This is a genomic window from Mesorhizobium sp. BR1-1-15 (assembly GCF_020165475.1).
GTDB lineage: Bacteria > Pseudomonadota > Alphaproteobacteria > Rhizobiales > Rhizobiaceae > Mesorhizobium.
Map to the genome: position 1 here is coordinate 100206 of NZ_JAIUIF010000004.1, position 23906 is coordinate 124111.

Below are 23906 nucleotides of genomic sequence, written 5' to 3' on the forward strand. Positions count from 1 at the left end.
AAATCGTGTCGATTGAAATCAGTCCCAGGGCCGATTGGGAGGATACCGGAGATCGATAGACGACAGCGGCGCTTGCGCTCCTGCTCGCCTGCGCGGCCCGCGAAGCCCCGAGGTGTCGCGTCCATCAACCAGGGAGAGTAATTGTGAAGATCATCAAGACGCTGGCCGCCGTCGCGGCCCTTGGCATCGCTGCCATGACCTATTCGGCGCACGCCGCCGACAAGGGTCTCGTCGGCGTGCTGATGCCCACCAAGACCTCGCAGCGCTGGATCAACGACGGCGATGCCGTCAAGTCCCAGCTCGAGGCTTTGGGCTATACGGTCGACCTGCAATATGCGCAGGACGACATCCCCAACCAGCTCAGCCAGCTGGAAAACGAAATCACCAAGGGTCCGAAGGCGCTGATCATCGCCTCGATCGACGGCACCACCCTGTCGGATGCGCTGCAGAAGGCCGCTGATGCCGGCGTCGTCGTCGTCGCCTATGACCGCCTGATCAAGAAGACGCCCAATGTCGACTACTACACCACGTTCGACAATTTCGGCGTCGGCGTGATCCAGGCGAATTCGCTGGTCAAGGGCCTCAAGGAGCGCTTCCCGAATACCAAGCCGTGGAACGTCGAACTGTTCGGCGGCTCACCCGACGACAACAACGCCTTCTTCTTCTACAACGGCGCGATTTCCGTCCTGCAGCCGCTGATCGATGACGGTTCGATCAAGATCAAGTCCGGCCAGACCGGCATGGATAAGGTCGGCACGCTGCGCTGGCTCGCCGCCACCGCCCAGGCGCGCATGGACAATCTGCTGTCAGCCAACTATTCGGACGGCAGCCGCGTCGATGGCGTTCTGTCGCCCTATGATGGCCTGTCGCGCGGCATCACCGCCTCGCTGCGCGCTGTCGGTTACGGCACGGAGGCCCAGCCGTGGCCGATCGTGACCGGCCAGGACGCCGAGACCGCCTCGGTCAAGCTGATCATCTCGGGCGAGCAGTACTCGACCGTGTTCAAGGACACCCGCGAACTGGCCAAGGCCACCGTCGAGCTCGTCGACAAGGTGCTCTCGGGCGGCAAGCCGGAAGGCCTCGACACCAAGACCTACAACAACGACGTCAAGGTCGTTCCCTCGATCCTGCTGACGCCGCATGAGGTCGACAAGTCGAACTACCAGGCCCTGGTCGTCGACTCCGGCTACATCAAGGCCGACGAACTGAAGTAAATTCGGTTGTATAGCCAGGGGTCCTGCGCAACGCAGGGCCCCTTTTCGTTCACCAGCGACCCCGGTATTGTTGCGGGTCTCGCAGGAGCACTTTACCCATGGCCTCGACGATTTTGGAGATGCAGGACATCACCAAGACGTTTCCCGGCGTCAAGGCGCTGTCGAACGTCAACCTTCGGGTCGAGGAAGGCGAGATCCACGCCGTGGTCGGCGAGAACGGCGCCGGCAAATCGACGCTCATGAAGGTGCTGTCGGGCGTCTATCCCTCCGGCACCTATGACGGCCAGATCATCTTTCAGGGCCAGGAATGCCAGTTCAAAGGCATTCATGACAGCGAACGCAAGGGCATCGTCATCATCCACCAGGAGCTTGCGCTGGTGCCGATGCTGTCGATCGCCGAAAACATCTTCCTCGGCAACGAACACGCCCGATACGGCGTCATCGACTGGAATGCCAACGAGGCGCGCACCAGCGCCCTGCTGAAGAAGGTGGGCCTCAAGGAGGACCCCAAGACGCTGATCACCAATATCGGTGTCGGCAAGCAGCAGCTGGTCGAAATCGCCAAGGCGCTGAGCAAGGAGGTCAAGCTCCTGATCCTCGACGAGCCGACGGCGTCGCTCAGCGAAAAGGACAGCCAGGCGCTGCTCGACCTTCTGCTCGAATTCAAGCGACAAGGCATGACCTCGATCCTGATCTCGCACAAGCTCAACGAGGTGAACCGGGTCGCCGACAAGGTGACCGTCATCCGCGACGGACGAACCATCGAGACGCTGTCCAGGAAGGACATCTCGGAAGACCGCATCATCACCTCGATGGTCGGCCGTTCGCTCGACGACCGCTATCCGCCGCGCGAGCCCGATATCGGCGAGGTCGTGTTCGAGGTGAAGAACTGGTCGGTCTATCACCCGCTCCATGCCGAGCGGCAGGTGATCAAGGGCATCGACATCAATGTGCGCAAGGGCGAGGTGGTCGGCATTGCCGGGCTGATGGGCGCCGGGCGAACCGAATTCGCCATGAGCCTGTTCGGCCGCTCCTATGGGCGCCGCATCACCGGCGAGGTGCTGCTCAAGGGCAAGCCGATCGACGTCTCCTCTGTGAGCAGGGCGGTCGAACACGGCATTGCCTATGTGACCGAGGATCGCAAGACCTACGGCCTCAATCTCATCGACCATATCAAGCACAACATTACGCTGGCCAATCTCGGCGGCGTGTCGCGCCACAGCGTGATCGACGATTTGCGCGAGCTTGCCGTCGCCAACGACTATCGCAAGCAGACCAACATCCGCGCCTCCAGCGTCTATCAGATGACCGGCAATCTTTCCGGCGGTAACCAGCAGAAGGTGGTGCTGTCGAAATGGCTGTTCGCCGACCCGGAAGTGCTGATCCTGGACGAGCCGACGCGCGGCATCGATGTCGGCGCCAAATATGAAATCTATACGATCATCGCGCGCCTTGCGGCCGAAGGTAAGGCGATCGTGGTCATCTCGTCGGAAATGCCAGAACTGCTCGGCATCACCGACCGCATCTATGTCATGAACGAAGGCCGCATCGTCGGCGAAATGCCCGCGGCGGACGCAAGCCAAGAAAGAATAATGCGCGCCATCGTTCGGGGAGAAGGAAAAGCAGCATGAGCACGGAAAGCGCCCCCGCCCCGCAAAGCAACGTCGCCGAAGATGTAGGGCAGCGTCCACGCATCGCCGTATCGGCGCTGGCGACGAACCTGCGCGAATACGGCCTGATCCTGGCGCTGATCGCCATCATGGTGTTCTTCCAGTTCACCACCTCGGGAACGCTGTTCAAGCCGGTGAACCTGAGCAATCTGGTGCAGCAGAACTCCTTCATCATCGTGATGGCGCTCGGCATGCTGCTGGTCATCGTATCGGGTCATATCGACCTCAGCGTGGGGTCCGTGGCCGGCTTCATCGGCGCGCTGGCGGCGATGATGATGGTGATCTGGCCTCTCGGCATATTCAGCAACCCGCTGGTGGTCTCCATCGTCTGCCTGATCGTGGGCGGCCTCATCGGCGCGGCGCAAGGCTACTGGATCGCCTATCACCGAATACCGAGCTTCATCGTGACGCTGGCCGGCATGCTGATCTTCCGCGGCATCTGCCAGGCGCTGCTCGGCGGCGGATCTTCGGTCGGGCCGCTGCCGCCCGAGTTCAAGGCACTCAGCTCCGGCTTCATTCCAGATGTCATCGGACCGCTGACGCTGATCCCGCCAACGGTGAATGCAGCCGGCAAGACGATTATGGGCAGCGGCCTGACGCTGCACATGACGACGATCGTGCTGGGCCTGATCGCCGTGCTGGCCTATGCCTATTTCGGGCTGCGGACGCGACGCAAACGCGAACGCCACGGCTATGAGGCCGAGCCGTTTACCCTGTTCGTCATCAAGACGCTGGTCGGCAGCGCGCTGGCGCTGTTCCTGGTCTACCAGTTCGCCAGCTATCGGGGCCTGCCGGTGGTGCTGCTCGTCATGGGCTTGCTGATCTCACTGTTCGTCTTCGTCACCAAGCGCATGACGATCGGCCGCCGCATCTATGCGATGGGCGGCAATGCCAAGGCCGCGCAGCTGTCGGGCATCAAGACCGAGCGGCTGACGCTTTACGTGTTCGTCAATATGGGCGTGCTGTCGGCGCTTGGCGGCCTGATCATCGCGGCGCGTCTCGGCCAGGCCGTGCCGGCGGCAGGCCTCGGCAGCGAGCTCGACGTCATCGCCGCGGTGTTCATCGGCGGCGCCTCGGCGATGGGCGGCGTCGGTCAGGTCATCGGCGCGGTGGTCGGCGGCTTTATCATGGGCGTGATGAACAACGGCATGTCGATCATGGGCGTCAATGTCGACTGGCAGCAAGTGGTCAAGGGCCTGGTGCTGCTCGGCGCCGTGATCTTCGACGTCTACAACAAGAACAAGGCCTGAACAGGTTTCAGGCGAGGCAAGCAGGAGGCATACGGTCGCGGCGCTGCCGGCAATTCGCCGGCTTGAAGAAGTCCTTCAGGGACCGGGCTCGCGAGCGCAATCCGGACGAAGAGTTCAACCCGTGGCACGGCCAGTCCGAGCCGCGCAGGTCAGGGTTTGCCAGAAGGCAGCCATGCCAAGACATATGAGAGAGGACTGATCATGCTGATCTCGCAGATTCTCGACGACGCCGAGACCATCCGTGTCGTTGCCCGCACAGGCGGCAAGACCCGGATCATCAACGGCGCACGCAGCGTCTATTCGCTGGCGATGGAAGCCGCTCGTACCGGCGTCGGCCTTGCCGCGTTGATCGAACGCAAGGGGCTCGGCGAGACCGTCGATCTCGACGCCGCCTACAAGAAGGGGCGGCTGCTGTCGCCGATCAATCATCCCGATCCGGCGCATCTGCATCTGACCGGCACGGGGCTAACGCATCTCGGCTCGGCGGCGACGCGCGATTCCATGCACAAGAAGCTCAGCACCGACGGCGAGGAGCAGCTCACCGATTCCATGAAGATGTTCCGCATGGGGCTGGAAGGCGGCAAACCCGCGAAAGGCCAGATCGGGGTGCAGCCGGAATGGTTCTACAAGGGCAATGGCACGATGGCCGTGGCGCCGGGTGCCGCGCTCCTGTCGCCGGCCTTCGCCAAGGATGCCGGCGAGGAGCCCGAGGTTGCCGGCATCTATGTCATCGGCGACGACGGCGCGCCGTTCCGGGTCGGCTTCACGCTGTCCAACGAATTTTCCGATCATGTGACCGAACGCGTGAACTACCTCTTTCTCGCCCATTCCAAGCTGCGCAACGCTTCCTTCGGACCGGAGATCCTGGTCGGCGACCTGCCCGCCGACATCAGGGGCTCCTCACGCATCTGGCGCGACAGCAAGTTGATGTGGGAAAAGCCGTTCCTGTCGGGCGAAGCGAACATGTCGCACACCATCGCCAATCTCGAACACCACCATTTCAAATATTCGGCTTTCCGCCAGCCGGGCGACGTGCATGTGCACATGTTCGGCACCGCGACCCTGTCCTTCGCCGACGGCATCAAGACCGAGGCCGGCGACGTGTTCGAGATCGAGGCCGGCGATTTCGGCCTGCCGCTGCGCAATCCGCTCGAAATCGAACAGCCGGTGAAGGTGGCGGTGAAGGCGCTGTGAGATGAGCGTGATCTCCTCCCTGGTGGGAGGAGATCGGCAGCTTCCATCTCAATAAATATCGAAGTCGAAATACTTGTCCTGGATCTTCTTGTAGGTGCCGTCGGCGACGATGGCGTCAATGGCTGCGTTGAGCTTGTCGCGCAGCGCCGTATCCTCGAGACGCACGGCAATGCCGGCTTCGGTCTCGGTGCCCTTGACGTCACCGACCATCTTGCAGCAACCGTCGCTCGCCTTCTTCATCCAGTCCATCAGCACGAACTTGTCGGAAAGGACGGCGTCGAGGCGGCCGTTCTGGAGATCGGTGATTGCCTCTTCCTGGGTCGGATAGAGCTTCGCTTCGGCGCCGGCCTTGCCATAGACGTCCTGGGCGTAATTGGCCTGCGTGGTCGCCGCCTGGGCGCCGACCGTCTTGCCGGTGAGTGCCGCCGGTTCGGTCGAGGCGATGTCGCTGTCCTTCAGGGCGACGAGCGACAGCGGCGTCGTATAATATTTGTGGGTGAACGCGACCTGCTTCTTGCGCTCCTCGGTGATGCTCATCGAAGCGATGATGGCGTCGAACTTCTTGGCCTGCAGCGCCGGGATAATGCCGTCCCAGTCCTGGGTGACGACCTCGCATTCGACCTTCATCTGCGCGCACAAGGCGTTGGCGATGTCGATGTCGAAGCCCTCGACCTTGCCGTCGGGCGTGATGGTGTTGAACGGCGGATAGGCTCCCTCGGTGCCGATCTTGATTTTCTCCGCCGCATGCGCCGACAGGGCGCCGGCACCAAGCGTCAGCATGGCGGCGGCCGCCGCCGATATTATCCATTTCGAAATCTGCATTTTCATTCCCCTTGAGCGCCGCCACGTCGGCGGCCGGCGAGGCAGCCAAGCATGGCGAGCCGGCGCAGGCAAGTATCTTGCCTGACGGTGATGAGCGTTCAGGGCGCGGCGCGAAAGTGCTTGGACAGCTTCAGGCCCTGCGCCTGGTAGTTCGAGCCGAGCTCGGTGCCGTAAAGCGCCTGCGGCCGCTTCAGCATATGCTCGTAGACCAGCCGGCCGACGATCTGGCCATGATCGAGGATGAACGGCACCTCATGGCTGCGCACTTCGAGCACGGCGCGGCTGCCGGTGCCGCCGGCCGCCGAATGGCCGAAACCCGGATCGAAGAAGCCGGCATAGTGGACACGGAACTCGCCCACCAGCGGATCGAAGGGCGTCATTTCGGCCGCGTAGAGCGGCGGCACATGCACCGCTTCCTGGCTGACGAGGATGTAGAACTCGTCCGGATCGAGCACCAGCTCGCCGGCGCCGCTCTTGTGGATCGGCTCCCAGAAGTCGACGATCTCCTGCGCCGCGCGTTTGTCGACATCGACGAGGCCGGTATGGTGTTTGCCGCGATAGCCGACCAGCCCGTCACTGTCGCCGTTGAGATCGATCGACAATGCGATGCCGCCGCCGGAGATGTTCGGCGGTTCGGTGGCGACCAGCATTTCGGCCCGGTGCAATTGATGCAACTCTGCTTCCGAGAGCAGCGCATTGCCGGTGCGGAAGCGTATCTGCGAAAGGCGCGAGCCGGCGCGCACGACGATCGGGAAGGTGCGTGGGCTGACTTCGAGATAGAGCGGACCATGATAGCCGGCGGCGATCTTGTCGAACTCGTGGCCGCGATCGGTCATCACGCGGGTGAAGATATCGAGCCGCCCGGTCGAGCTCTTGGGATTGGCGGACGCCGAAATTTCCGCCGGCAGCGCCAGGCTTTCGAGCAGGGGCACGATGTAGACGCAGCCGGTTTCCAGAACGGCGCCGTCGGCCAGGCTGATCTCGTGCAGCTTCAGCCGGTCGAGTTTTTCACTGACCTTGTGGTTGGGACCCGGCAGGAAGGACGCGCGCACCCGCCACGCCTTGTCGCCGAGCCTCAGATCAAGGCTGGCCGGCTGGATCTGGTCGGCGTCGAGCGCACGCGACGACTTCAGCGCGCCGGACTGGAACAGCGCCGCAATGTCCTGATCGGGAAGAATTCCTGTCTGCCGCAAAGTCTGGCTCCGCTCTGCTGGTACAAATCTCTTAATGAAGCCGGCAATTGACGCAAGCGTGGCGCGGGTCTAAAGGGTCGTTATCCCGTGGTGATTTGGCCGGTCGGCTTGCAGCCACGTTAAACAAGTCGCTAAAGGACCGTCGGGCCGCAAGGCCGCATGGACCGGTTGCGACTTTTTCGCGGCCGGTTTTTTTGTGTTTGGATAGGACGATGACGAGCAAGACGCGCAACTGGAAGCCTCAGACCGCACTCGTGCATGGCGGAACCCTGCGTTCCGGCTTCGGCGAGACTTCCGAGGCGATATACCTGACCCAAGGCTATGTCTATGAGACGGCCCAAGCCGCCGAAGCCCGCTTCAAGGGCGAGGAACCGGGCTTCATCTATTCGCGCTACGCCAATCCGACCGTCGACATGTTCGAGAAGCGCATGTGCGCGCTCGAAGGCGCCGAGGACGCGCGCGCCACCGCGTCCGGCATGGCGGCGGTGACGGCAGCCCTCCTGTGCAGCGTCAAGGCCGGCGATCATATCGTTGCGGCGCGCGCCCTGTTCGGCTCCTGCCGCTGGGTGGTCGAGACGCTGGCGCCGCGCTACGGCATCGAGGCGACGCTGGTCGACGGCACCGACATCGCCAATTGGGAAAAGGCGGTTCGGCCCAACACCAAGCTGTTTTTCCTGGAAAGCCCGACCAACCCGACGCTTGAGGTGGTGGACATCGCCGCCGTCGCTTCGCTTGCCAATTCGATCGGCGCGCGGCTGGTCGTGGACAATGTCTTCGCCACGCCGCTGCAGCAGAAGCCGTTGCAGCTCGGCGCGCATATCGTGGTCTATTCGGCGACCAAGCACATCGATGGCCAGGGCCGATGTCTCGGCGGCGTCATTCTGTCGGACAAGAAGTGGATCGACGAGAACCTGCACGATTATTTCCGCCATACCGGCCCCAGCCTGTCACCGTTCAATGCCTGGACGCTGCTGAAGGGCCTGGAAACGCTGCCGCTGCGCGTGCGCCAGCAGACGGAGAGCGCCGGCAAGATCGCCGATTTCCTGGCCGAGCAGCCGGAGATCGCCCGCGTGATCTATCCCGGGCGCGCCGACCATCCGCAGGCTGACGTCGTGAAGAAGCAGATGTCGGGCGGTTCCACCCTGATCTGCTTTGACGTCAAGGGCGGCAAGCAGGGTGCCTTCGCCTTGCAGAACGCGCTCGACATCGTCCTGATCTCGAACAATCTCGGTGACGCCAAAAGCCTGATCACCCATCCGGCGACGACGACGCACAAGAACCTCAGCGACGAAGCGCGCGCCGAGCTCGGCATCGGACCCGGCACGCTCAGGCTGTCGGTCGGGTTGGAAGATACCGACGATTTGCTGGACGACATCGCGCAGGCGTTGAAGGCCCGATGAGGACTGGTGGCAGACCGAGGATTACAGGCCTGCCGCTTTGCGCAACGCTTCGTTCATGCGCGTCTGCCAGCCATCACCACCGGCCCTGAAACGGTCGACAACATCGGCGTCGAGGCGCAACTGTACCGCACGTTTGGGTCGCGCAAGCGGCGGTCGGCCAACTTTGCGGCGCGAAGCGGCATCGGTCGGCTGCGCATCCGGATCGGCCTCGGCGGCGGCAGTGATCGCAGCATCTTCCTCGTCGGTCCTCGCGCCAAGCGCCTTTCTGGCGAGCCCCAAAGCATCAGCGCGCGACTGCTTTGGGGGAGTAGCCTCGCGGCGCACGATCGTCTTAGAGGTTTTCGACATAGTCCGTAATCTCCTGTCTCGTTGCCTTGCGTAGCGAAATTACGCGGATCGCATGGCTTCGCTCGACATAGACCATCACATAAACGCCAGCCTCGATCAGACCGATGGCAACAAGACGATCCTCGCCAAAATCCTCGCTGTCATCGAGCCGGATAACGGCATTGGCGAAATCGAAGGACGGAGCGATCGCGAAATCCACGCCATGCTTGGCCCTGTTTGTCTTTGCCTTGTTTCATCCCACTCGAACAGCATCGCCGTCGGGGCGCTCCATAGGTTATTGTATACACAAAAATAGAGCCAAGTTCAACAATTTTTGTATATACGATAACCTTCCTCGACATCAAGCTGAACCGCCGACATCAAGCGCGGGAGGGCGTCTCTTCGAGCTCGGCCGCCTTGGTGCCGATGGTCATGGCGTTGCCGCGCCAGTCGACGGCCCCGCCCAGCCAACCGCGCATCCAGATCGCCGGCAACATCAGGTCGCGTGCGATCATCGCGGTGACGATGCGCGGCGACAGATACCAGCCCTTTGCCGAGGCGAGCATGCATTCCGGCAGGTAGGCGAGCGCCAGCACGCAAAGCGCTGTCATGGGCAGGCTGACGCCGGCGCTGGCCGCGGCGATCAGCGCCAGCACGAGCGGAGCCGCCACGCCGGTCAGGATCTCGGGCGCGAAGAAGAGCGGAAAGGTGACGCGGCGCAGGCGCGCCCAGCGGGCCTGGCGCGACCAGATCTCGCCCGGCATGCGCTGCCCGAGCGGCTGCTCGAAGGGCGAAGCGACGAGATTGACGCGCAGGCCGAGCCTGTTGACCAGTTTGGTCGACGCGGCATCCTCCGCGATCTCGGCGGCGAGCGCACGGATGCCACCATTGGCGTCGAGCATCTGCTTGTTCCACAACATGCTCTTGCCCTGGGCAAAGCCGAGGCCAAGCGCCTCGCCGGCATATTGCCAGCGCGCCTGCAGCGTGTTGAGGAAAGCGCATTCGACTTCTGCCCAGAAGCCGTCGGGCCGCGAACCGATCGGCGTCGAGCAAACCAGGCCGGTGTCCCGCCGCCATGCCGCCATCAGGTGCTGGACGTAGTCTTTCGGCATCAGCACGTTGGAATCGGCGAGAATGACCCAGTCGTGGCGCGCTGCCTCCCAGCCCTTGACGCAGTTGTTCAGTTTCGGGTTGGCGCTGACGCGGTCGTCGCCGGTGAGCAGGCGGGCCGGCACGGCTGGAAAGCGGGCGATCGCGGCGCGGATCGGCTTGACCGCGGGGTCGTCGGCATGGGCGACACAAAAGATCAGTTCGTAGCGCGGCCAGTCGAGCGAGAAAGCGCGCTCAAGCGTCTCATGGGTAAACGGCTCGACGCCGCGCGCCGGGATGACGATCGACACAGGCAGCGGCTTGCCGGCCGGCGGCGCGATGGCGGCGCGCCGTTTCAGGCGCGAGCAGGCGAGCAGGATGCTGGCGAGATTTGAGGCGATGAGAGCGATCGAAAGCGAGCCGGTTATGAGAGCGAGTTCCATCGATATCCGGTCACTCCAGAAAAACCGGCCCGCTTGGCGGCCGTTTTCGACAGTTCGACAGAGCGCCCGAGTCGCCCGGCATTGCTGGTGCACACCATCACTGTCATGTGTCACTCAAATGACATTGTTTGTCGGCACCTGCCCTTCAGGGACAGCAACTCGGACGCGCACGGTTGATCGAACCGCAAAGAGCGCCGAATGTTCCACACCGGATTTGTTTTGGAGCCGCTCATGTACCGCGCCGTCACGCGCAACATCGAAGTGCAGGTCAGGCCGTTCTATCTCGAGGACCGCTCGGATCCTTCGGAAAACCGCTATGTCTGGGGCTACCAGATAACGATCGACAACCAGTCCGACGAATTCGTGCAGCTGTTGTCGCGCTATTGGCACATAACCGACGGCGCCGGCCGGGTCGAGGAAGTGCGAGGCGCCGGCGTGGTCGGCGATCAGCCCGAACTCAATCCCGGCGACAGCTATCAATACACGTCGGGCTGTCCGCTCTCGACCCCGTCGGGGATCATGGTCGGCCACTACACCATGCGCAACGAGCGGGGCGAGACATTCGACATCGCCATCCCCGCCTTCTCACTCGACCTGCCGGGGACAAGGCGGACGGTGAATTAGACCAGGCGAAATCGGCGACAGCGTCGCCCCGTCCTATACGGCGAGAAATGTCCGGCAGGACAATGAGGGGCAGCGCCGCCCCTCGTCCGCCCTTCGGGCACCTTCTCCCCGTAGAACGGAGAGAAGGTGGAACCCTACTGGGTCGTAAATTCCGCCGGGTCGAAGTCATATTGCGTCGAGCAGAACTCGCAGGCGACGTGGATCCCACCGTCCTCGGTGCTGTCCTTGATCTCCTGCGCGGAGAAGCCCTCGAGGATGCCGCGGATCTTGTCGCGGGAGCATGAGCACTGATCGGCGACGGGAACGCCGCCGAAGACGCGCACGCCATGCTCGTGGAACAGACGATAGAGCAGCCGCTCTGCGCCGATGGTCGGATCGATCAGTTCGGTCGGCTCGATGGTGCCGAGCAGCGCCAGCAATTCCTGCCAGGAATTGTCTGTGGGATCGTGGATCTCCTCGCGCGGATCGCCATCCCCGCCGGGCAGGTCAGGAACGCGCATGCGCTCGGAGGCCTGCGGCAGGAACTGCGCCAGGATGCCGCCTGCCCGCCACTGCTCGCGCGCGCCGCCGGGGCCGGGCGTCAAAAGCTTGGCGACGGAAAGCCGGAGATCGGTCGGGATCTGCTCCGACTGGCGGAAATAGGTGCGCGCGGCCTCTTCCAGGGTCTCGCCGTCGAGCTGGACGATGCCTTGGTAGCGCTGCGTGTGAGCACCTTGGTCGATGGTCAGCGCCAGCACACCATTGCCGAGCAGCGTTTGCTGCGAGGTCTCGCCGGCCGCAATCAGCGCCTCCAGCCGGTCGGCATCGAAGCGCGCATAGGCGCGCAGCGCCGAGGGCGTGGAAAAATCCGCGACCAGCATGTCGACAGGGCCGTCGGTGCGGGTCTGCAGGATGAACTTGCCCTCGAACTTGAGCGAGGTGCCTAGCAGCACCGTCAGCACACAGGCTTCCGCCAGCAACCGGGCGACCGGCTCGGGATAATCATGGCGGCCAAGGATCGCGTCGAGCATCGGTCCAAGCTGCACGGTGCGGCCGCGCACATCGAGCGGGCCGACCTCGAAGGGCACGACGTGATCATCGCCGGCGTAACCGAATTCGCCGAGTTTGGGGTGATGTTCAGCCACTTGATGGGTTTCCAGCATGACAAAGCTCCAGGGCGCGGCCATGCCGCCCTTTGGGGAGCATGCGTCTAAACGCGCTTGATTTGCGTGATGCCGCGCAGATAGGCATCGCGCCTCCGGAGATCAAGTTCCCCGGCACGTCAAGCGCCAAGACACTTCAAGTCCACTTCAGGCCCCAAGACACCAGGCAAGCACGGCCTTCTGGGCGTGGAGCCGGTTCTCGGCCTCGTCGAAGACCACCGAATGTGGACCGTCGATGACCTCGTCGGTCACTTCCTCGCCGCGATGCGCCGGTAGGCAGTGCATGAACAGCGCGTCGGGCTTTGCCTTGGCCATCAGCTTGGCGTTGACCTGGTAGGGCGAAAACACATTGTGGCCGCGGGCACGGTGCTCCTGGCCCATCGACACCCAGCAGTCGGTGACGACGCAGTCGGCCTGGTCGACGGCTTCCTCTGGCGAGCGGGTAAAGGAGAGCTTGCCGCCATGCGCCTTTGACCAGTCGACATGCTTCTGCGCCGGCTCGCTGCCTTCGGGCACCGCGACGTTGAGGTTGAAGCGGAACCGCGCCGAGGCTTCCAGCAGCGAATGCAGCACGTTGTTGCCGTCGCCGGTCCAGGCGATGGTCTTGCCGGCGACCGGACCGCGATGCTCCTCGAAGGTCATGATGTCGGCCATCAGCTGGCAAGGATGGGTATCGTCGGTGAGCCCGTTGATCACCGGGATGGTCGCATTCTCGGTCAGTTCCAGCAGCCGCTCATGCGAGGTGGTGCGGATCATGATGGCGTCGACATAGCGCGACAGAACCTTGGCGGTGTCGGCGATGGTCTCGGAGCGGCCGAGCTGCATCTCGGTGCCGGTCAGCATGATGGTCTCGCCGCCAAGCTGACGCATGCCGACATCGAAGGAGACGCGCGTGCGCGTCGACGGCTTGTCGAAGATCATCGCCAGCACCTTGCCTTCGAGCGGTTTCGAGCGCTCGCCCGCCTTGAGGCGCGCCTTGCGCTCCACTGCGTCGGTCAGCATGGAGCGCAGGTCGCCTTCGGAAACGGCGGAGAGGTCGGTGAAATGACGAAGTGACATCAGGAGCTTTCGAATTTACTTCGCGGCTTCAGCGGCGATGGCCTCGGACAGGGCCTTGGCGCCGGCGCGAATGCGCTCCAGCGCTTCATGGATCTCGCTGTCCGTGACGGTGAGCGGCGGCAGCAGGCGAATGACGTTGTCGCCGGCCGGAACCGCGAGCAGATGCTGGTCGCGCAGCGCCATGTTCACCTTGCCGTTGGGCATGGCGCATTTGAGGCCCAGCATCAGCCCCGTGCCCCTGATGTCCTCGATGACCTCGGGGAATTCGTCGGCCACCCCTGCCAGCCCTTGCTTCAACAACAGCGCCTTGCGCTGCACATCCGCCAGGAAGCCCTCCTCCAGCACCACGTCGAGCACGGCATTGCCGACCGCCATGGCCAGCGGGTTGCCGCCGAACGTAGTGCCGTGGACGCCCGCGGTCATGCCGACAGCCGCCTCGTCGGTGGCAAGGCAGGCGCCCATCGGGAAGCCACCGCCAATGCCTTTGGCGATGGCCATGATGTCTGGAGCGACCCCCGACCATTCATGCGCGAACAGCTTGCCGGTGCGGCCGATGCCGCACTGGACCTCATCGTAGATCAACAGCAGGCCGTGCTGGTCGCAGAGCTGCCGCAGCCGCTTCAGCGATTGTGTCGGCACCGGGCGGATACCGCCCTCGCCCTGCACCGGTTCGATCAGGATCGCCGCGGTCTCCGGCGTGATCGCCTTTTCGGCGGCGTCGATATCGTCGAAGCCGACCTGGTCGAAACCCTCGACCTTCGGGCCGAAACCTTCGAGATATTTGTACTGGCCGCCGGCCGCGATGGTCGCCAGCGTGCGGCCATGGAAGGCGCCTTCGAAAGTGATGACGCGGAAGCGCTCGGGATGCCCCTTGACGAAATGGTAGCGCCGCGCCGTCTTTATCGCGCATTCCAGCGCCTCGGCGCCAGAATTGGTGAAGAACACCTTGTCTGCGAAGGTGGCGTCGGCCAGCCGCTCGCCGAGCCGGCTCTGCCCCGGGATCTCGTAGAGATTGGAGACGTGCCAGAGTTTGGCAGCCTGCTCGGTGAGCGCCGCGACCAGATGCGGATGGCCGTGGCCCAGCGAATTGACGGCTATGCCGCCGGCAAAGTCGAGATATCGCTCGCCCTTGTCGGTAACCAGCCAAGTGCCTTCCCCGTGATCGAAGGCCAGGGGTGCGCGAGCAAAGGTCTCGAAAAGCGCCGAACCGCTCATTATATGCGTCTCCGGAACCGGAAAATCAAAAAAGCCGCCAAAGCGGCGGCCTTTGCGGCTTATCGGGTTTTTCAGCCATGAAGTCAACGAAAACGTCGCGTAGTGGCGCGCGGCAAGCCTCCCGACGGGACGCCGGCTCATAAGTGAGCTGGCAAGTTGGGGAAAACCGAAAAAACCGATTCGTGTTGCACTTCGGACTCTTGTCACCGAGTCAGCGCATAAGGTAGTTGTAGTCGGGAAATAACTAGATTTCGTGCGGCGGACCTAATCACCAGATATATGTGGTGTCTGCCCCAGCAGTGGTGCTGGGCCGGGAATGGATTCCGATTGCCGTACGCTTAGCAGGAGCGCGGTCATGAATTGGACTGACGAGCGGGTCGAACTCTTGAGAAAACTGTGGTCGGAGGGTCTGAGCGCAAGCCAGATTGCTGCCCAGCTTGGAGGGGTCAGCCGCAATGCCGTCATCGGCAAGGTGCACCGGCTGAAATTGTCGGGCCGCGGGCGCGCCACGGCAGCGCCGGCACGCCAGAAGAAGACGGCGCAAGGGTCGGGCGCGCAGAAATCGGTGTCGCGCCCCGCGAGTGCGACCCGCCACGTCACGACATCGATCGGAGCAACGGCGCTGCAAGCGCAGTTCGATGCCGAGCCGGTGGCCCGCCACTATATCCGGCCGGTCGAGAATGTGGTGGTGCCGATCTCGCGGCATCTCCAGCTCACCGAACTCACCGAGCGCACCTGCAAATGGCCGAACGGCGATCCGCTGTCGGAGGACTTCAATTTCTGCGGCAACGAAGCCGCCGAAACCGGACCCTATTGTAAATACCATGCCCGCGTGGCGTTCCAGCCGGCAGCGGAGCGGCGGCGGAATAGATAAGGGACTAAGGCAGTAGGGCAGTAGGGCAGTATGTTTTGAATTTGCGCTCCCGAGCGTTTAGCCTACTGCCTACTGCCTACTGCCCTACTCTCACAGCCATCCATTCTTGCGAAACCGCCAGTAGAGGAAGCTGCAGATCAGCGCGATCGCCAGCAGCACCATCGGGTAGCCGTATTCCATCTTCAGTTCCGGCATGTCGCTGAAATTCATGCCGTATATGCCCGCGAAGGCTGTCGGCACGGCCAGGATTGCCGCCCATGAGGCGAGCTTTTTGGAGATCGCCGTTTCCTGGCTCTGGCCCACCAGCAGGCTCGCCTCGAAAGCAAAGGCCAGCACTTCGCGCAAGCTGTCGATCTTTTCCTGGACGGTGCGGATATGGTCGGTCACGTCGCGAAACAGCGGGTGCATGGCTGAATGGATCTGCGGCAGGTCGGCGCTGGTCAGCCGGCGGCAGACCTCCACCAGCGGCAGTGCGGCATTGCGCAGCCGCAACAGATCGCGACGCAGCATATAAAGGCGTTCGATATCGGGGCCGGTCATCGGCTTCAGCAGGACCCGGTCCTCGATCGCCTCGACCTCATCCTCGATCTGCTCGAGCACCGGCATGTAGTTGTCGACGATGAAATCGAGAATGGCATAGAGGACGAAATCCTCGCCCTTGGCCAGTGAATGCGGGCAGCTTTCCCAGTGCTGGCGCACCACAGCATAGGATGTCGAAGGGCCGTGCCTGACGCTGACGATGTAGCCGCTGCCCACGAACAGATGCGTCTCGCCGAAGGTGACGCGGCCCTCGATCAGCTGCGCGGTGCGGGCGACGATGAACAGCGCATCACCATATTGCTCGATCTTCGGCCGCTGGTGCGGATGCTCGGCATCCTCGATTGCGAGCTCATGCAGATGAAATTGCGCCTGCACGCGCAGCAGAAGCTCGCGGTCGGGTTCAAGCAGCCCGATCCACACGACGTGTCCCGCTTTCCTGGCCCATGTGCCGGCTTCCTCGATCGGGATGTCGGCGATGCGGCGCCCGGCTGTGTAGACGCTGGAGGCGATGACGGCCGATGTCGGCGGCGCGGGCTTGAAGTCCCGGACATATTCCATCGCAGCCTCCCGAAGCACTGCCTTTGCGGGGAACCAGCAGGCTTGCCTCAGGGATAGTCTAGCGCAATACGACCAAGCGTTCGAGAGAAAGTGCGTTCACTTGATCGGCTGCGTTGCGGAAAGGCCGATCTTGTCCGTCTTGTCGCCCTTCGGCCGGTCGGCAGGCATCTGGTCGCCGGTGACGATATAGTAGATCGTCTCGGCAATGTTGGTGGCATGGTCACCGATGCGTTCGATGTTCTTGGCGCAGAACAGCAGATGCGTGCAGGGCGTGATGTTGCGCGGATCTTCCATCATGTAGGTCAGCAATTCGCGAAACAGCGACGTGTACATGGCGTCGATCTGGTCGTCGCGGTCACGTACGAAGCCGATCCTTTCGACCGAGCGCGAGGCGTAGACGTCGAGCACTTCCTTGAGTTGGGTCAACGCCAGGTCGGCCAGGGCTTCGAGGCCGCGGAACAGGCTGGTCGGCTGGCGCCCGTCGGCAACCGCCACCACACGCTTGGCGACATTCTTGCCGAGATCGCCGACCCGCTCGAGATCGGCCGAGATGCGGATCGCGCCGACGATCTCGCGCAAGTCCGTCGCCATCGGCTGGCGCCGGGCGATGATGATGATTGCCCTGTCGTCGATTTCGCGCTGGCCTTCGTCGAGGACGGCGTCGTCGCGGATCACCTTCTGGGCAAGGCCGGGATCGGCATTGACCAAGGCGGAGATCGCCTGTTCGACCATGCGTTCGGCATGTCCGCCCATGGCGGCGATGCGCTTCGACAGATCTTTCAGCTCCTCGTCATAGGCGCTGACTATGTGCACGGACTGCATGACCGGATGCCTTCCCACGGATGATCTGATTTTGAGTCGTTTCCTCGAATCCCCGCTGATACGCTAACCGGATGACAGAAAAAAGAAATGGCACCTTGGAAACTAGGGCGGCTCAGGTCGCCGGCAAATGAACCGAGAAGGCGGCGCCCTTGCCGACTTCGGACTTGATCGAGAGCCTGGCGTTGTGGCGCGTCAGGATATGCTTGACGATCGACAGGCCAAGGCCTGTGCCCTTCTGGGTTCGACTGCTCTCGACGTCGACGCGATAGAAGCGCTCCGTGATGCGCGGAATGTGCTCCTCGGGAATGCCGGGGCCAAAATCCCTGATCGTCACGTCGATGCCCGCTTCGCCCTCGGCGTCGCCGCGCTCGATCGACACCACCACGCGGCCGCCCGACTGCCCATATTTGCAGGCGTTTTCCAGAAGGTTCTCGAAGACCTGGAACAGTTCGTCGCGGTCGCCCGGCACGTCGAGAGGGCCGTCGGCGAAATCCCGCTCGATGACGACGCCGTTTTCCCGCGCCAGCGGGGCCAGCGAATCGATGACGCTGTCGACGGTCTGGCGCAGGTCGACCTCGGTCCCCGGCCGCAGATAGGGCTTCATCTCCAGCCGCGACAGCGACAAAAGGTCATCGATCAGGCGTGCCATGCGGCCGGTCTGGTTCTGCATGATCTGCAGGAACTGCTCGCGCGCCGCCGGGTCATTGCGGGCCGGTCCGCGCAGCGTTTCGATGAAACCCGATATCGAGGCGAGCGGCGTGCGCAATTCGTGGCTGGCATTGGCGATGAAATCTGCGCGCATGCGGTCGATGCGGCGCGCTTCGCTCTGGTCCTTGAACACCATCACGTAGAGATCAGTGCCGTGACCGACGGAGGAGGCACTGACCCGGTAAGTCCGCTCGACCGGCAGCCTCTCGGTGTAATCGATGACATCCGACGCGACCTCGCCCGACAGCACGCCGTCCAGAAGAGCCTGCATTTCCGGCGCCCGGAATTTCAGCGACAACGATACGCCAGGCGCGATGCCGCCGAAGGCGGCGAAGGCGGCGGCGTTGGCATGAACAATGGCCGCGGCATGGTCGAAGATGATCAAGGGGTCGGCGACGGCCGCCGCCAGATATTCGCCGGACAGGCGTTGCAGGCCGATGGCCTCGATCGCCGCGCCGCTTTCGCCGGGCTGGCGCGTGGCTCCAGCCGGTATCATCGCCGCCACCAGCAGCAAAGCCAGCGCCGGCAGCAGCACATAGGCGGAAATGCCCGCAAAGGCATAAACCGCCATGACCGCGACAAGACCGGCGACCAGCAACCATCGGCTGTTCCACAGCCGCGCGGCAAGCGCCTGCGTCACGCCCTTCTCATCTGCGCCCTGGTCCGCCATTCGCGCCTGCGCCCCGCTCCCGGTCCGGCAATTTCGCTGGACCGGCCTGGCGCATGACGCCGAAAAATCAGAATCGATTTTCGGAAAGGATCATGCGCAAAATCCAAAAGTGCAGCGCCCTTTGCGTCTGAAGCGGCGCGCGGCACTGCAATGGCTCAATAGCACGAGTCCGTAAGCTGGAAAGGTTCGTCTCGATGAAAAAAGCCAAGGAAAACACCGCCGCGCCGACCCCGGGGCCGCTGAAGCTCAGGATCAACGGCAAGGAGCGGGAGTTCGACATCGAGAATCCAGCACTGCCGGACTGGATCGAGGAGCGCAAGCTGACCGCGGGCGGCTATCCCTACGACAAGAAGATGAAAAGCGACGAATATGACGAGACGCTCGAGGCATTGCAGATCGAGCTGGTCAAGGCGCAGGCGTGGCTGCAGTCGACAGGCAGGCGGATGATGGCGCTGTTCGAGGGCCGCGACGCGGCCGGCAAGGGCGGCACGATTTTCGTCCTGCGCCAGTACCTCAATCCGCGCACGGCACGCAACGTGGCGCTGACCAAGCCGACGCCGACCGAGCTGGGGCAATGGTACTACCAGCGTTATGCGGACCACTTCCCGACCGCGGGCGAATTCGTCACGTTCGACCGTTCCTGGTACAACCGCGCCGGCGTCGAACCGGTGATGGGCTTCTGCACGCCAGAACAGCACGAGAAGTTTCTCGACGAGACACCGCACTTCGAAAGGATGATCGTCAATGACGGCATCCACTTCTTCAAATTCTGGCTGAACATCGGCCGGGAAACGCAGCTCGAGCGATTTCACGATCGCCGCCACAGTCCGCTGAAGAGCTGGAAGTTTTCGCCGATCGACATTGCCGGCATTACCAAGTGGGACGATTACACCAGGGCGCGCGATACCATGTTCGAGCGCACCCACAAGGAATTCGCTCCGTGGATCATCGTGCGTGCCAACGACAAGCGCCGCGCGCGGCTGGCGGTGATGCGGCGCATCCTCCTGTCGCTGCCTTATGACGGCCGCGACCTCGACATCATCGGCAAGGAAGACAAGAAAATCATCGGCGAAGGGCCGTCATTCCTGGCAAAACAGGACTGACGGTGCCTGCGCCACGCGGCACTGGACCGCGTGGCGCAACGCCTTCGGCGCGACGCTCAGGCCGCCAACCGGGCAATCCGCTGCAGCCGCCGCAGCGTGGTGTCGTCCTGCAGCGCCTGCTGGAACAGCGAGATCTCCTGATCGATGCGTTCGCAAAGTTCCGCGGGGTTCCCCTTGAGCAGGCCCCGCGTCTGCAGCAACGCGGCGACCGGCTTCCTGGCGAGCTGCCTTGCCCGGCCGAGGGTTGCCTCCTCGACGCTGCCTTCGGAGACAATCTCGGCGACCAGCCCGAGCGCCCTGGCGTCGTCGGCGCGCAGCGTGTCGCCGAGGCAGAAAAAGCGGAAGGCGCCGGCGTAGCCGAGCTTCTGCGGCGCCAGGATGCTGGTCGCGGCATCCGGCACCAGGCCGAAATCGACGAACGGCACCCGGAACGTGCTTTCGGCGGACGCGATCACCATGTCGCAATGGAACAGGATGGTGCAGCCGACGCCGACCGCATCGCCGTCGACACAGGCCAGTATGGGTTTGGGGAACGTCGCCAGCGTGCGGAACATGTCGGTGACGGCGGCGATCAGCTTCTGGTGCTTGGTAGCGTCGAGGAATTCGGAAAAATCGCCGCCGAGGCAGAAGCAGCCCGCCAGGCCGCGCAGCACGACGACACGAACGTCGTCATTGTCGGCGGCTTCGTGGAACGTCCTTGCCAGGCTTTCATAGGCCCTTCTGTCGAGCACCGGCCGGCCGTCGGTCGACGATACGGTGACGATCAGCGTGTGGTTGCGCAGTTCGGGTTGCGGGTGCGCGTTCATGGCCGTTTCCGATCTCATGACGCCCGCCTTTGCCCGAACATATCGGGATATCCCCTGGCCAGAACGGGAGCGTGGTGATTGCGGCGCGAACGCACCACATCCAGCGTGTGCTCATTGAAGGTGAGCAGCGTCGCGACGACCTGCTGGTTGCCATAGGTGCGCTGATAGCCCAGCGGCGTGGCCAGGAAATGCAGCTGCAGCGCGCGCAGCACCCACATCGGCTCGAACTCGATGATCACCTTGTCGACGCCGCGCTTCAGCCCCCACTCGACGAAGCCGGCAATGAGCTCGGTACCGACGGTCGAAACGCCTCGGCGGCCGTCGCGAAAGCCGGGTGCCACTGCATAGCGGGTCAGTTCCCAGATGTTCGGACCCGACGGCGGCGTTCCCACGGAAAGATCGGCCAGCACCTCGGTCAAGAGATGTGGCCGCGTGGTCGGCAACATCCTCTGATAGCCCGCGACCTCGTTGCCTCTGATGACGATCTGATGCACCGCTTCGTCATGATCGAACTGGTCGATCTCGAAGCCATCGGGGCGCCGCAGGTCCTCCCACCCCATTTCCTCGACGAAAATCCTGTAGCGCAGCCGATGCACGGCCTCCCACAGATCGGGATGTTCCATCAGTTCTTTTGTTGTAAGGGAAAAAATCATTTTGCCGTCTCCTGTTCAAGAGGAAGATACGGCCGTGCCCTCGCAAGAAAATTACGCGATCACGTAGGCAGGAATTTCTAGGCCGACCCGGCCGACCTAACTAATATAGCCGCGCCTTATCGCTTCAGCGACTGCCTGTACGCGGTTGACGGCGCCGAGTTTGCTTTTGGCGTTAAGGAGGTGTTTCTCCGACGTGTGTTCCGAGATGCCGAGGATTTGCGAAATCTCCCATTCGGACTTGCCGACGGCGGCCCATTGCAGGCATTCGCGTTCGCGCGGTGTCAGCTCTACGCTATCGATGGTCTTGCTAGCCTTCGTGTGAAGCTGCATGGCGCGGCCCACCGCATAGGTCGACACCAGCGACACCAGGCCGAACTCGGCGGCGGACAGTTCCACGGCCTCGCCACCCAGTGACACCATGACGATCTGGCCGTCGAGCGTGATCAGCGGGAAGGCCAGCCCGTCGCGCAGCTTGAACACGACGGCGTCGCCCATCACTTCGCCGCTGCTTCTGTCGATGCTAACGCCCTGGGCCGCTTCCCGCCACTGGAACGGCGCCTGCAACTGTTTCATGTGGCTGACGATCGGGTCGTGATCGACATAGTTGCGCGCCACGTAGCGCTCCAACCATTCGACAGGCCAGTCGCAAAGCAGCACATGCTGCTTTTGCTGGCCGGTCGGCGTGCCCGGTTGCGGTACGGTGCCCGCCATCAGAGCGGTCAGGCCAAAATCCGACGTTATGCCCAACAGCCTCTCGCAAACCGCAGCCGCCGTTCCGGCTTGCTGCAGGTGATCTATGTATTCCAGCGTGCGATCGAACTGACCCATCGCAACATCAAACCCCATGTTGCCTCGTTGAAATCGATGATCCGTGCCTTGTTGGCACTTCGCCACCGACCAGGGATTGCAAAGCGTTGCCTTGTGGTTGTGGTTCTCGACCCTGGTCCCCACCCGGGCAGCCACCGCTGTTTGCAAACCTGCTAAAGCATATCCTGAAATCGACGCGTTGAAATCAAAAAGCATTGTGCCTGTACTATTTTCGTACCAGAACCGATGCGAACACAGGTGCGGCGGAAGTTTATCATGGCGTTCCAGCGGAGGTCTCTCGTCCTTGCGTCGATGCTGATCGCGTCGCTGGCGTTGGGTGAGCGCGCGCGCGCGGCCGAGCCGCAGGTGCCGGTGCTGTGGGATGCCAAGGAGCGGCTACCGAAACCGGATCTCTCCGCACTGCCGCGGCTGCGGTTCCTGACCACAACCGATTTCCCGCCCTTCAACTTCCTGGACGGCGCGGGAAAGCTGTCCGGTTTCCACATCGACCTGGCGCGCGCCATCTGCGCCGAGCTCGGCATCGTCGACAAATGTCAGATCCAGGCATTGCCGTGGGCCGAGCTCGAAGAAGCGCTTGAGAAAGGCGAAGGCGAAGCGATCATCGCCGGCATCGCCGCGACGCCGCAGTCACGCCAGACATACGCCTTCTCGCGCCCCTACCTGCAATTTCCGGCGCGCTTCATCATGCCGAAGGGCGAGACGCTGACCGAGCCGCTGTTCGCCAAGCTGCGCGGCAAGCGTGTCGGCGTGATATCAGGCTCGGCGCATGAGCGCATGCTGCGCGATTATTTCAACACCGTTCAGGTCGTCACCTTCGACAGGCCGGAAGACCTCTACGCCAACCTCAAGGCCGGCAAGATCGATGCCGCCTTCGGCGACGGCATGCGTTTCGCCTTCTGGCTGGGCGGTTCGGATGCGGCCGGCTGCTGCCGCTTTGCCGGCGGACCTTATCTGGCGCCGGAATATCTGGGTTCGGGCATGGCCATCGCCGCCCGATCCGATGACCCGGCGTTGGCCGCCGCTCTCGACTACGCGCTGCAGGAGATTTCGCTGAAAGGCACGTTCGCCGAGTTCTACCTGCGCTATTTTCCGGTCAGTTTCTTCTGATCCGGTCCCGGTCAGCTTTTTCTGAGTCAGCTTTTTCTGATCCGGTCCCGGTCAGTTTCTTCCGGTCGGGTTGAGTGTCGCCGCTCAGGTCAGCGTGCGCAGGCGCGCCTTGGCCGCACGGGCGATCGCCGCGACGGTCAGCGTGTCGAGATCCAGCTTGAGGCGAATGAGTTGGAGCACCCGCACCTCCTCCATCCGCATTTCGAGATCGACGGCCGCGACCTCGAAGGCGGCCGCATAGGCGGTGTCGCGCAGGCGCTCCGGCAGGGCCTCGGCCACGCTTGCCAGGACACCCTCCAGCCCGCCCTTTTCATGCAGCTTCTTCTGGCAGGCTTGGGCGACGCCAACCAGGCGGTCGTGGTCGAAATCCTCGAATACCGGCCATGAGCGGACGACCTCGCCGATCCGCGCCAGCTCGACATCCGTCATGTCGCGGTCGGAGGCGGAGGTGATGACCATCAGGTAGATCAGCGCTTCATGCGGGGTCGGCATTCAACAACTCCTCGATACGGGCTGCGAAGGTAGGAACGCGTTCCCTGCGCTGCAAGGAAAAAGCGCCGCGCTCGTTGACGCTCCGGTCAGGCGCGCATAGAGA

At 63.1% G+C, this 23906-nt stretch carries 24 protein-coding genes and 1 riboswitch; of the genes, 9 read left to right on the plus strand and 15 right to left on the minus strand.

All coding sequences use genetic code 11. The annotated features are described in order from the left end of the window. The first annotated feature begins 143 nt into the window (after positions 1-143). From chvE to araD1, 4 genes are all read left to right on the plus strand, one after another. Complete coding sequence (gene chvE / locus LB541_RS09050; protein WP_140496611.1) at positions 144-1214, plus strand: multiple monosaccharide ABC transporter substrate-binding protein; 1071 nt, start codon at positions 144-146, stop codon at positions 1212-1214. 98 nt (positions 1215-1312) lie between these two features. Then, the gene (gene mmsA / locus LB541_RS09055) at positions 1313-2845 is read left to right on the plus strand and encodes a multiple monosaccharide ABC transporter ATP-binding protein (protein WP_140496613.1); all 1533 of its coding nucleotides are present in this window, start codon (positions 1313-1315) and stop codon (positions 2843-2845) included. Beyond that, positions 2842-4134 carry a multiple monosaccharide ABC transporter permease gene (gene mmsB / locus LB541_RS09060; RefSeq protein ID WP_140496616.1) on the plus strand — a complete coding sequence of 431 codons (1293 nt, stop codon included), beginning with the start codon at positions 2842-2844 and terminating at the stop codon, positions 4132-4134. The genes mmsA and mmsB overlap by 4 nt, the downstream gene beginning before the upstream one ends. Before the next feature lie 201 nt (positions 4135-4335). Then, positions 4336-5328 (plus strand): AraD1 family protein, encoded by a 993-nt coding sequence (gene araD1, locus LB541_RS09065; protein ID WP_140496620.1) that lies wholly within the window; start codon positions 4336-4338, stop codon positions 5326-5328. A 48-nt stretch (positions 5329-5376) separates the two neighbouring features. Here araD1 and LB541_RS09070 read toward each other — a convergent pair whose 3' ends face one another. Further along, positions 5377-6150, minus strand: coding sequence for an ABC transporter substrate-binding protein (locus LB541_RS09070; RefSeq protein WP_224618211.1), 774 nt, complete (start codon positions 6148-6150; stop codon positions 5377-5379). Between the two features lie 98 nt (positions 6151-6248). Next, positions 6249-7343 carry a 2'-deoxycytidine 5'-triphosphate deaminase gene (locus LB541_RS09075; RefSeq protein ID WP_140496624.1) on the minus strand — a complete coding sequence of 365 codons (1095 nt, stop codon included), beginning with the start codon at positions 7341-7343 and terminating at the stop codon, positions 6249-6251. 77 nt (positions 7344-7420) lie between these two features. Then, a riboswitch (SAM riboswitch) is annotated at positions 7421-7498 on the plus strand. Between the two features lie 57 nt (positions 7499-7555). On the opposite strand from LB541_RS09075, the gene LB541_RS09080 reads away from it, so the two are divergent. Further along, a complete protein-coding gene (locus LB541_RS09080; protein WP_140513257.1) occupies positions 7556-8743 on the plus strand; it encodes an O-succinylhomoserine sulfhydrylase in 1188 nt (395 codons plus the stop codon). Between the two features lie 21 nt (positions 8744-8764). On the opposite strand, the gene LB541_RS09085 is transcribed toward LB541_RS09080, so the two are convergent. From LB541_RS09085 to LB541_RS09095, 3 genes are all read right to left on the minus strand, one after another. Beyond that, positions 8765-9091, minus strand: a complete 327-nt coding sequence (locus LB541_RS09085; protein WP_140496628.1) for a BrnA antitoxin family protein — start codon at positions 9089-9091, stop codon at positions 8765-8767. Then, complete coding sequence (locus LB541_RS09090; protein WP_140496630.1) at positions 9075-9290, minus strand: BrnT family toxin; 216 nt, start codon at positions 9288-9290, stop codon at positions 9075-9077. The genes LB541_RS09085 and LB541_RS09090 overlap by 17 nt, the downstream gene beginning before the upstream one ends. 160 nt (positions 9291-9450) lie before the next feature. Beyond that, positions 9451-10602, minus strand: coding sequence for a ceramide glucosyltransferase (locus LB541_RS09095; protein WP_140557635.1), 1152 nt, complete (start codon positions 10600-10602; stop codon positions 9451-9453). A gap of 231 nt (positions 10603-10833) precedes the next feature. Here LB541_RS09095 and apaG point away from each other — a divergent pair, with 231 nt between their 5' ends. Continuing rightward, on the plus strand, positions 10834-11226 hold the full coding sequence (gene apaG, locus LB541_RS09100) for a Co2+/Mg2+ efflux protein ApaG (protein ID WP_140496634.1): 393 nt from the start codon (positions 10834-10836) through the stop codon (positions 11224-11226). Between the two features lie 134 nt (positions 11227-11360). On the opposite strand, the gene LB541_RS09105 is transcribed toward apaG, so the two are convergent. From LB541_RS09105 to LB541_RS09115, 3 genes are all read right to left on the minus strand, one after another. Next, the gene (locus tag LB541_RS09105) at positions 11361-12392 is read right to left on the minus strand and encodes an Hsp33 family molecular chaperone (RefSeq protein ID WP_140513251.1); all 1032 of its coding nucleotides are present in this window, start codon (positions 12390-12392) and stop codon (positions 11361-11363) included. A gap of 123 nt (positions 12393-12515) precedes the next feature. Next, a complete protein-coding gene (gene argF, locus LB541_RS09110) occupies positions 12516-13427 on the minus strand; it encodes an ornithine carbamoyltransferase (protein WP_140550033.1) in 912 nt (303 codons plus the stop codon). 15 nt (positions 13428-13442) lie between these two features. Then, a complete protein-coding gene (locus LB541_RS09115) occupies positions 13443-14642 on the minus strand; it encodes an aspartate aminotransferase family protein (RefSeq protein WP_140523959.1) in 1200 nt (399 codons plus the stop codon). A gap of 355 nt (positions 14643-14997) precedes the next feature. Between LB541_RS09115 and LB541_RS09120 the strand changes: the two genes are divergently transcribed. After that, entirely contained in the window at positions 14998-15516 is a 519-nt protein-coding gene (locus LB541_RS09120; RefSeq protein WP_140496642.1) for a GcrA family cell cycle regulator, read from the plus strand. A gap of 90 nt (positions 15517-15606) precedes the next feature. Here LB541_RS09120 and LB541_RS09125 read toward each other — a convergent pair whose 3' ends face one another. From LB541_RS09125 to LB541_RS09135, 3 genes are all read right to left on the minus strand, one after another. Beyond that, the gene (locus tag LB541_RS09125; RefSeq protein WP_140496643.1) at positions 15607-16614 is read right to left on the minus strand and encodes a magnesium and cobalt transport protein CorA; all 1008 of its coding nucleotides are present in this window, start codon (positions 16612-16614) and stop codon (positions 15607-15609) included. Between the two features lie 96 nt (positions 16615-16710). Next, entirely contained in the window at positions 16711-17436 is a 726-nt protein-coding gene (phoU, locus tag LB541_RS09130; RefSeq protein WP_140496645.1) for a phosphate signaling complex protein PhoU, read from the minus strand. Between the two features lie 112 nt (positions 17437-17548). Beyond that, positions 17549-18814: an ATP-binding protein gene (locus tag LB541_RS09135; RefSeq protein ID WP_140663908.1), complete on the minus strand. Its 1266-nt coding sequence runs from the start codon at positions 18812-18814 to the stop codon at positions 17549-17551. A 194-nt stretch (positions 18815-19008) separates the two neighbouring features. Between LB541_RS09135 and ppk2 the strand changes: the two genes are divergently transcribed. Further along, positions 19009-19917 (plus strand): polyphosphate kinase 2, encoded by a 909-nt coding sequence (ppk2, locus tag LB541_RS09140; protein WP_140496649.1) that lies wholly within the window; start codon positions 19009-19011, stop codon positions 19915-19917. Between the two features lie 56 nt (positions 19918-19973). On the opposite strand, the gene LB541_RS09145 is transcribed toward ppk2, so the two are convergent. The 3 genes from LB541_RS09145 to LB541_RS09155 form a co-directional block, all read right to left on the minus strand. Next, positions 19974-20741 (minus strand): enoyl-CoA hydratase-related protein, encoded by a 768-nt coding sequence (locus LB541_RS09145; protein ID WP_224518985.1) that lies wholly within the window; start codon positions 20739-20741, stop codon positions 19974-19976. Beyond that, complete coding sequence (locus tag LB541_RS09150; RefSeq protein ID WP_140496654.1) at positions 20738-21376, minus strand: acyl-homoserine-lactone synthase; 639 nt, start codon at positions 21374-21376, stop codon at positions 20738-20740. Before LB541_RS09150 ends, LB541_RS09145 begins: the two co-directional genes overlap by 4 nt. Positions 21377-21472: 96 nt before the next feature. Next, positions 21473-22399: a helix-turn-helix transcriptional regulator gene (locus tag LB541_RS09155; RefSeq protein ID WP_224618212.1), complete on the minus strand. Its 927-nt coding sequence runs from the start codon at positions 22397-22399 to the stop codon at positions 21473-21475. Between the two features lie 60 nt (positions 22400-22459). Between LB541_RS09155 and LB541_RS09160 the strand changes: the two genes are divergently transcribed. Further along, positions 22460-23311 carry a transporter substrate-binding domain-containing protein gene (locus LB541_RS09160; RefSeq protein ID WP_224618213.1) on the plus strand — a complete coding sequence of 284 codons (852 nt, stop codon included), beginning with the start codon at positions 22460-22462 and terminating at the stop codon, positions 23309-23311. 84 nt (positions 23312-23395) lie between these two features. On the opposite strand, the gene LB541_RS09165 is transcribed toward LB541_RS09160, so the two are convergent. Further along, on the minus strand, positions 23396-23803 hold the full coding sequence (locus tag LB541_RS09165) for a tellurite resistance TerB family protein (protein WP_140496659.1): 408 nt from the start codon (positions 23801-23803) through the stop codon (positions 23396-23398). Between the last annotated feature and the right edge of the window lie 103 nt (positions 23804-23906).

Bases quoted from the DNA above. Each gene is read 5' to 3' on its own strand.
- mmsA (WP_140496613.1), top strand. From the start codon at position 1,313: ATGGCCTCGACGATTTTGGAGATGCAGGACATCACCAAGACGTTTCCC.
- mmsB (WP_140496616.1), top strand. From the start codon at position 2,842: ATGAGCACGGAAAGCGCCCCCGCCCCGCAAAGCAACGTCGCCGAAGAT.
- araD1 (WP_140496620.1), top strand. From the start codon at position 4,336: ATGCTGATCTCGCAGATTCTCGACGACGCCGAGACCATCCGTGTCGTT.
- LB541_RS09070 (WP_224618211.1), bottom strand. From the start codon at position 6,150: ATGCAGATTTCGAAATGGATAATATCGGCGGCGGCCGCCGCCATGCTG.
- LB541_RS09080 (WP_140513257.1), top strand. From the start codon at position 7,556: ATGACGAGCAAGACGCGCAACTGGAAGCCTCAGACCGCACTCGTGCAT.
- LB541_RS09085 (WP_140496628.1), bottom strand. From the start codon at position 9,091: ATGTCGAAAACCTCTAAGACGATCGTGCGCCGCGAGGCTACTCCCCCA.
- LB541_RS09095 (WP_140557635.1), bottom strand. From the start codon at position 10,602: ATGGAACTCGCTCTCATAACCGGCTCGCTTTCGATCGCTCTCATCGCC.
- apaG (WP_140496634.1), top strand. From the start codon at position 10,834: ATGTACCGCGCCGTCACGCGCAACATCGAAGTGCAGGTCAGGCCGTTC.
- LB541_RS09105 (WP_140513251.1), bottom strand. From the start codon at position 12,392: ATGGCCGCGCCCTGGAGCTTTGTCATGCTGGAAACCCATCAAGTGGCT.
- argF (WP_140550033.1), bottom strand. From the start codon at position 13,427: ATGTCACTTCGTCATTTCACCGACCTCTCCGCCGTTTCCGAAGGCGAC.
- LB541_RS09115 (WP_140523959.1), bottom strand. From the start codon at position 14,642: ATGAGCGGTTCGGCGCTTTTCGAGACCTTTGCTCGCGCACCCCTGGCC.
- LB541_RS09120 (WP_140496642.1), top strand. From the start codon at position 14,998: ATGAATTGGACTGACGAGCGGGTCGAACTCTTGAGAAAACTGTGGTCG.
- LB541_RS09125 (WP_140496643.1), bottom strand. From the start codon at position 16,614: ATGGAATATGTCCGGGACTTCAAGCCCGCGCCGCCGACATCGGCCGTC.
- phoU (WP_140496645.1), bottom strand. From the start codon at position 17,436: ATGCAGTCCGTGCACATAGTCAGCGCCTATGACGAGGAGCTGAAAGAT.
- LB541_RS09135 (WP_140663908.1), bottom strand. From the start codon at position 18,814: ATGGCGGACCAGGGCGCAGATGAGAAGGGCGTGACGCAGGCGCTTGCC.
- ppk2 (WP_140496649.1), top strand. From the start codon at position 19,009: ATGAAAAAAGCCAAGGAAAACACCGCCGCGCCGACCCCGGGGCCGCTG.
- LB541_RS09145 (WP_224518985.1), bottom strand. From the start codon at position 20,741: ATGAGATCGGAAACGGCCATGAACGCGCACCCGCAACCCGAACTGCGC.
- LB541_RS09150 (WP_140496654.1), bottom strand. From the start codon at position 21,376: ATGATTTTTTCCCTTACAACAAAAGAACTGATGGAACATCCCGATCTG.
- LB541_RS09155 (WP_224618212.1), bottom strand. From the start codon at position 22,399: ATGCTTTTTGATTTCAACGCGTCGATTTCAGGATATGCTTTAGCAGGT.
- LB541_RS09160 (WP_224618213.1), top strand. From the start codon at position 22,460: ATGGCGTTCCAGCGGAGGTCTCTCGTCCTTGCGTCGATGCTGATCGCG.
- LB541_RS09165 (WP_140496659.1), bottom strand. From the start codon at position 23,803: ATGCCGACCCCGCATGAAGCGCTGATCTACCTGATGGTCATCACCTCC.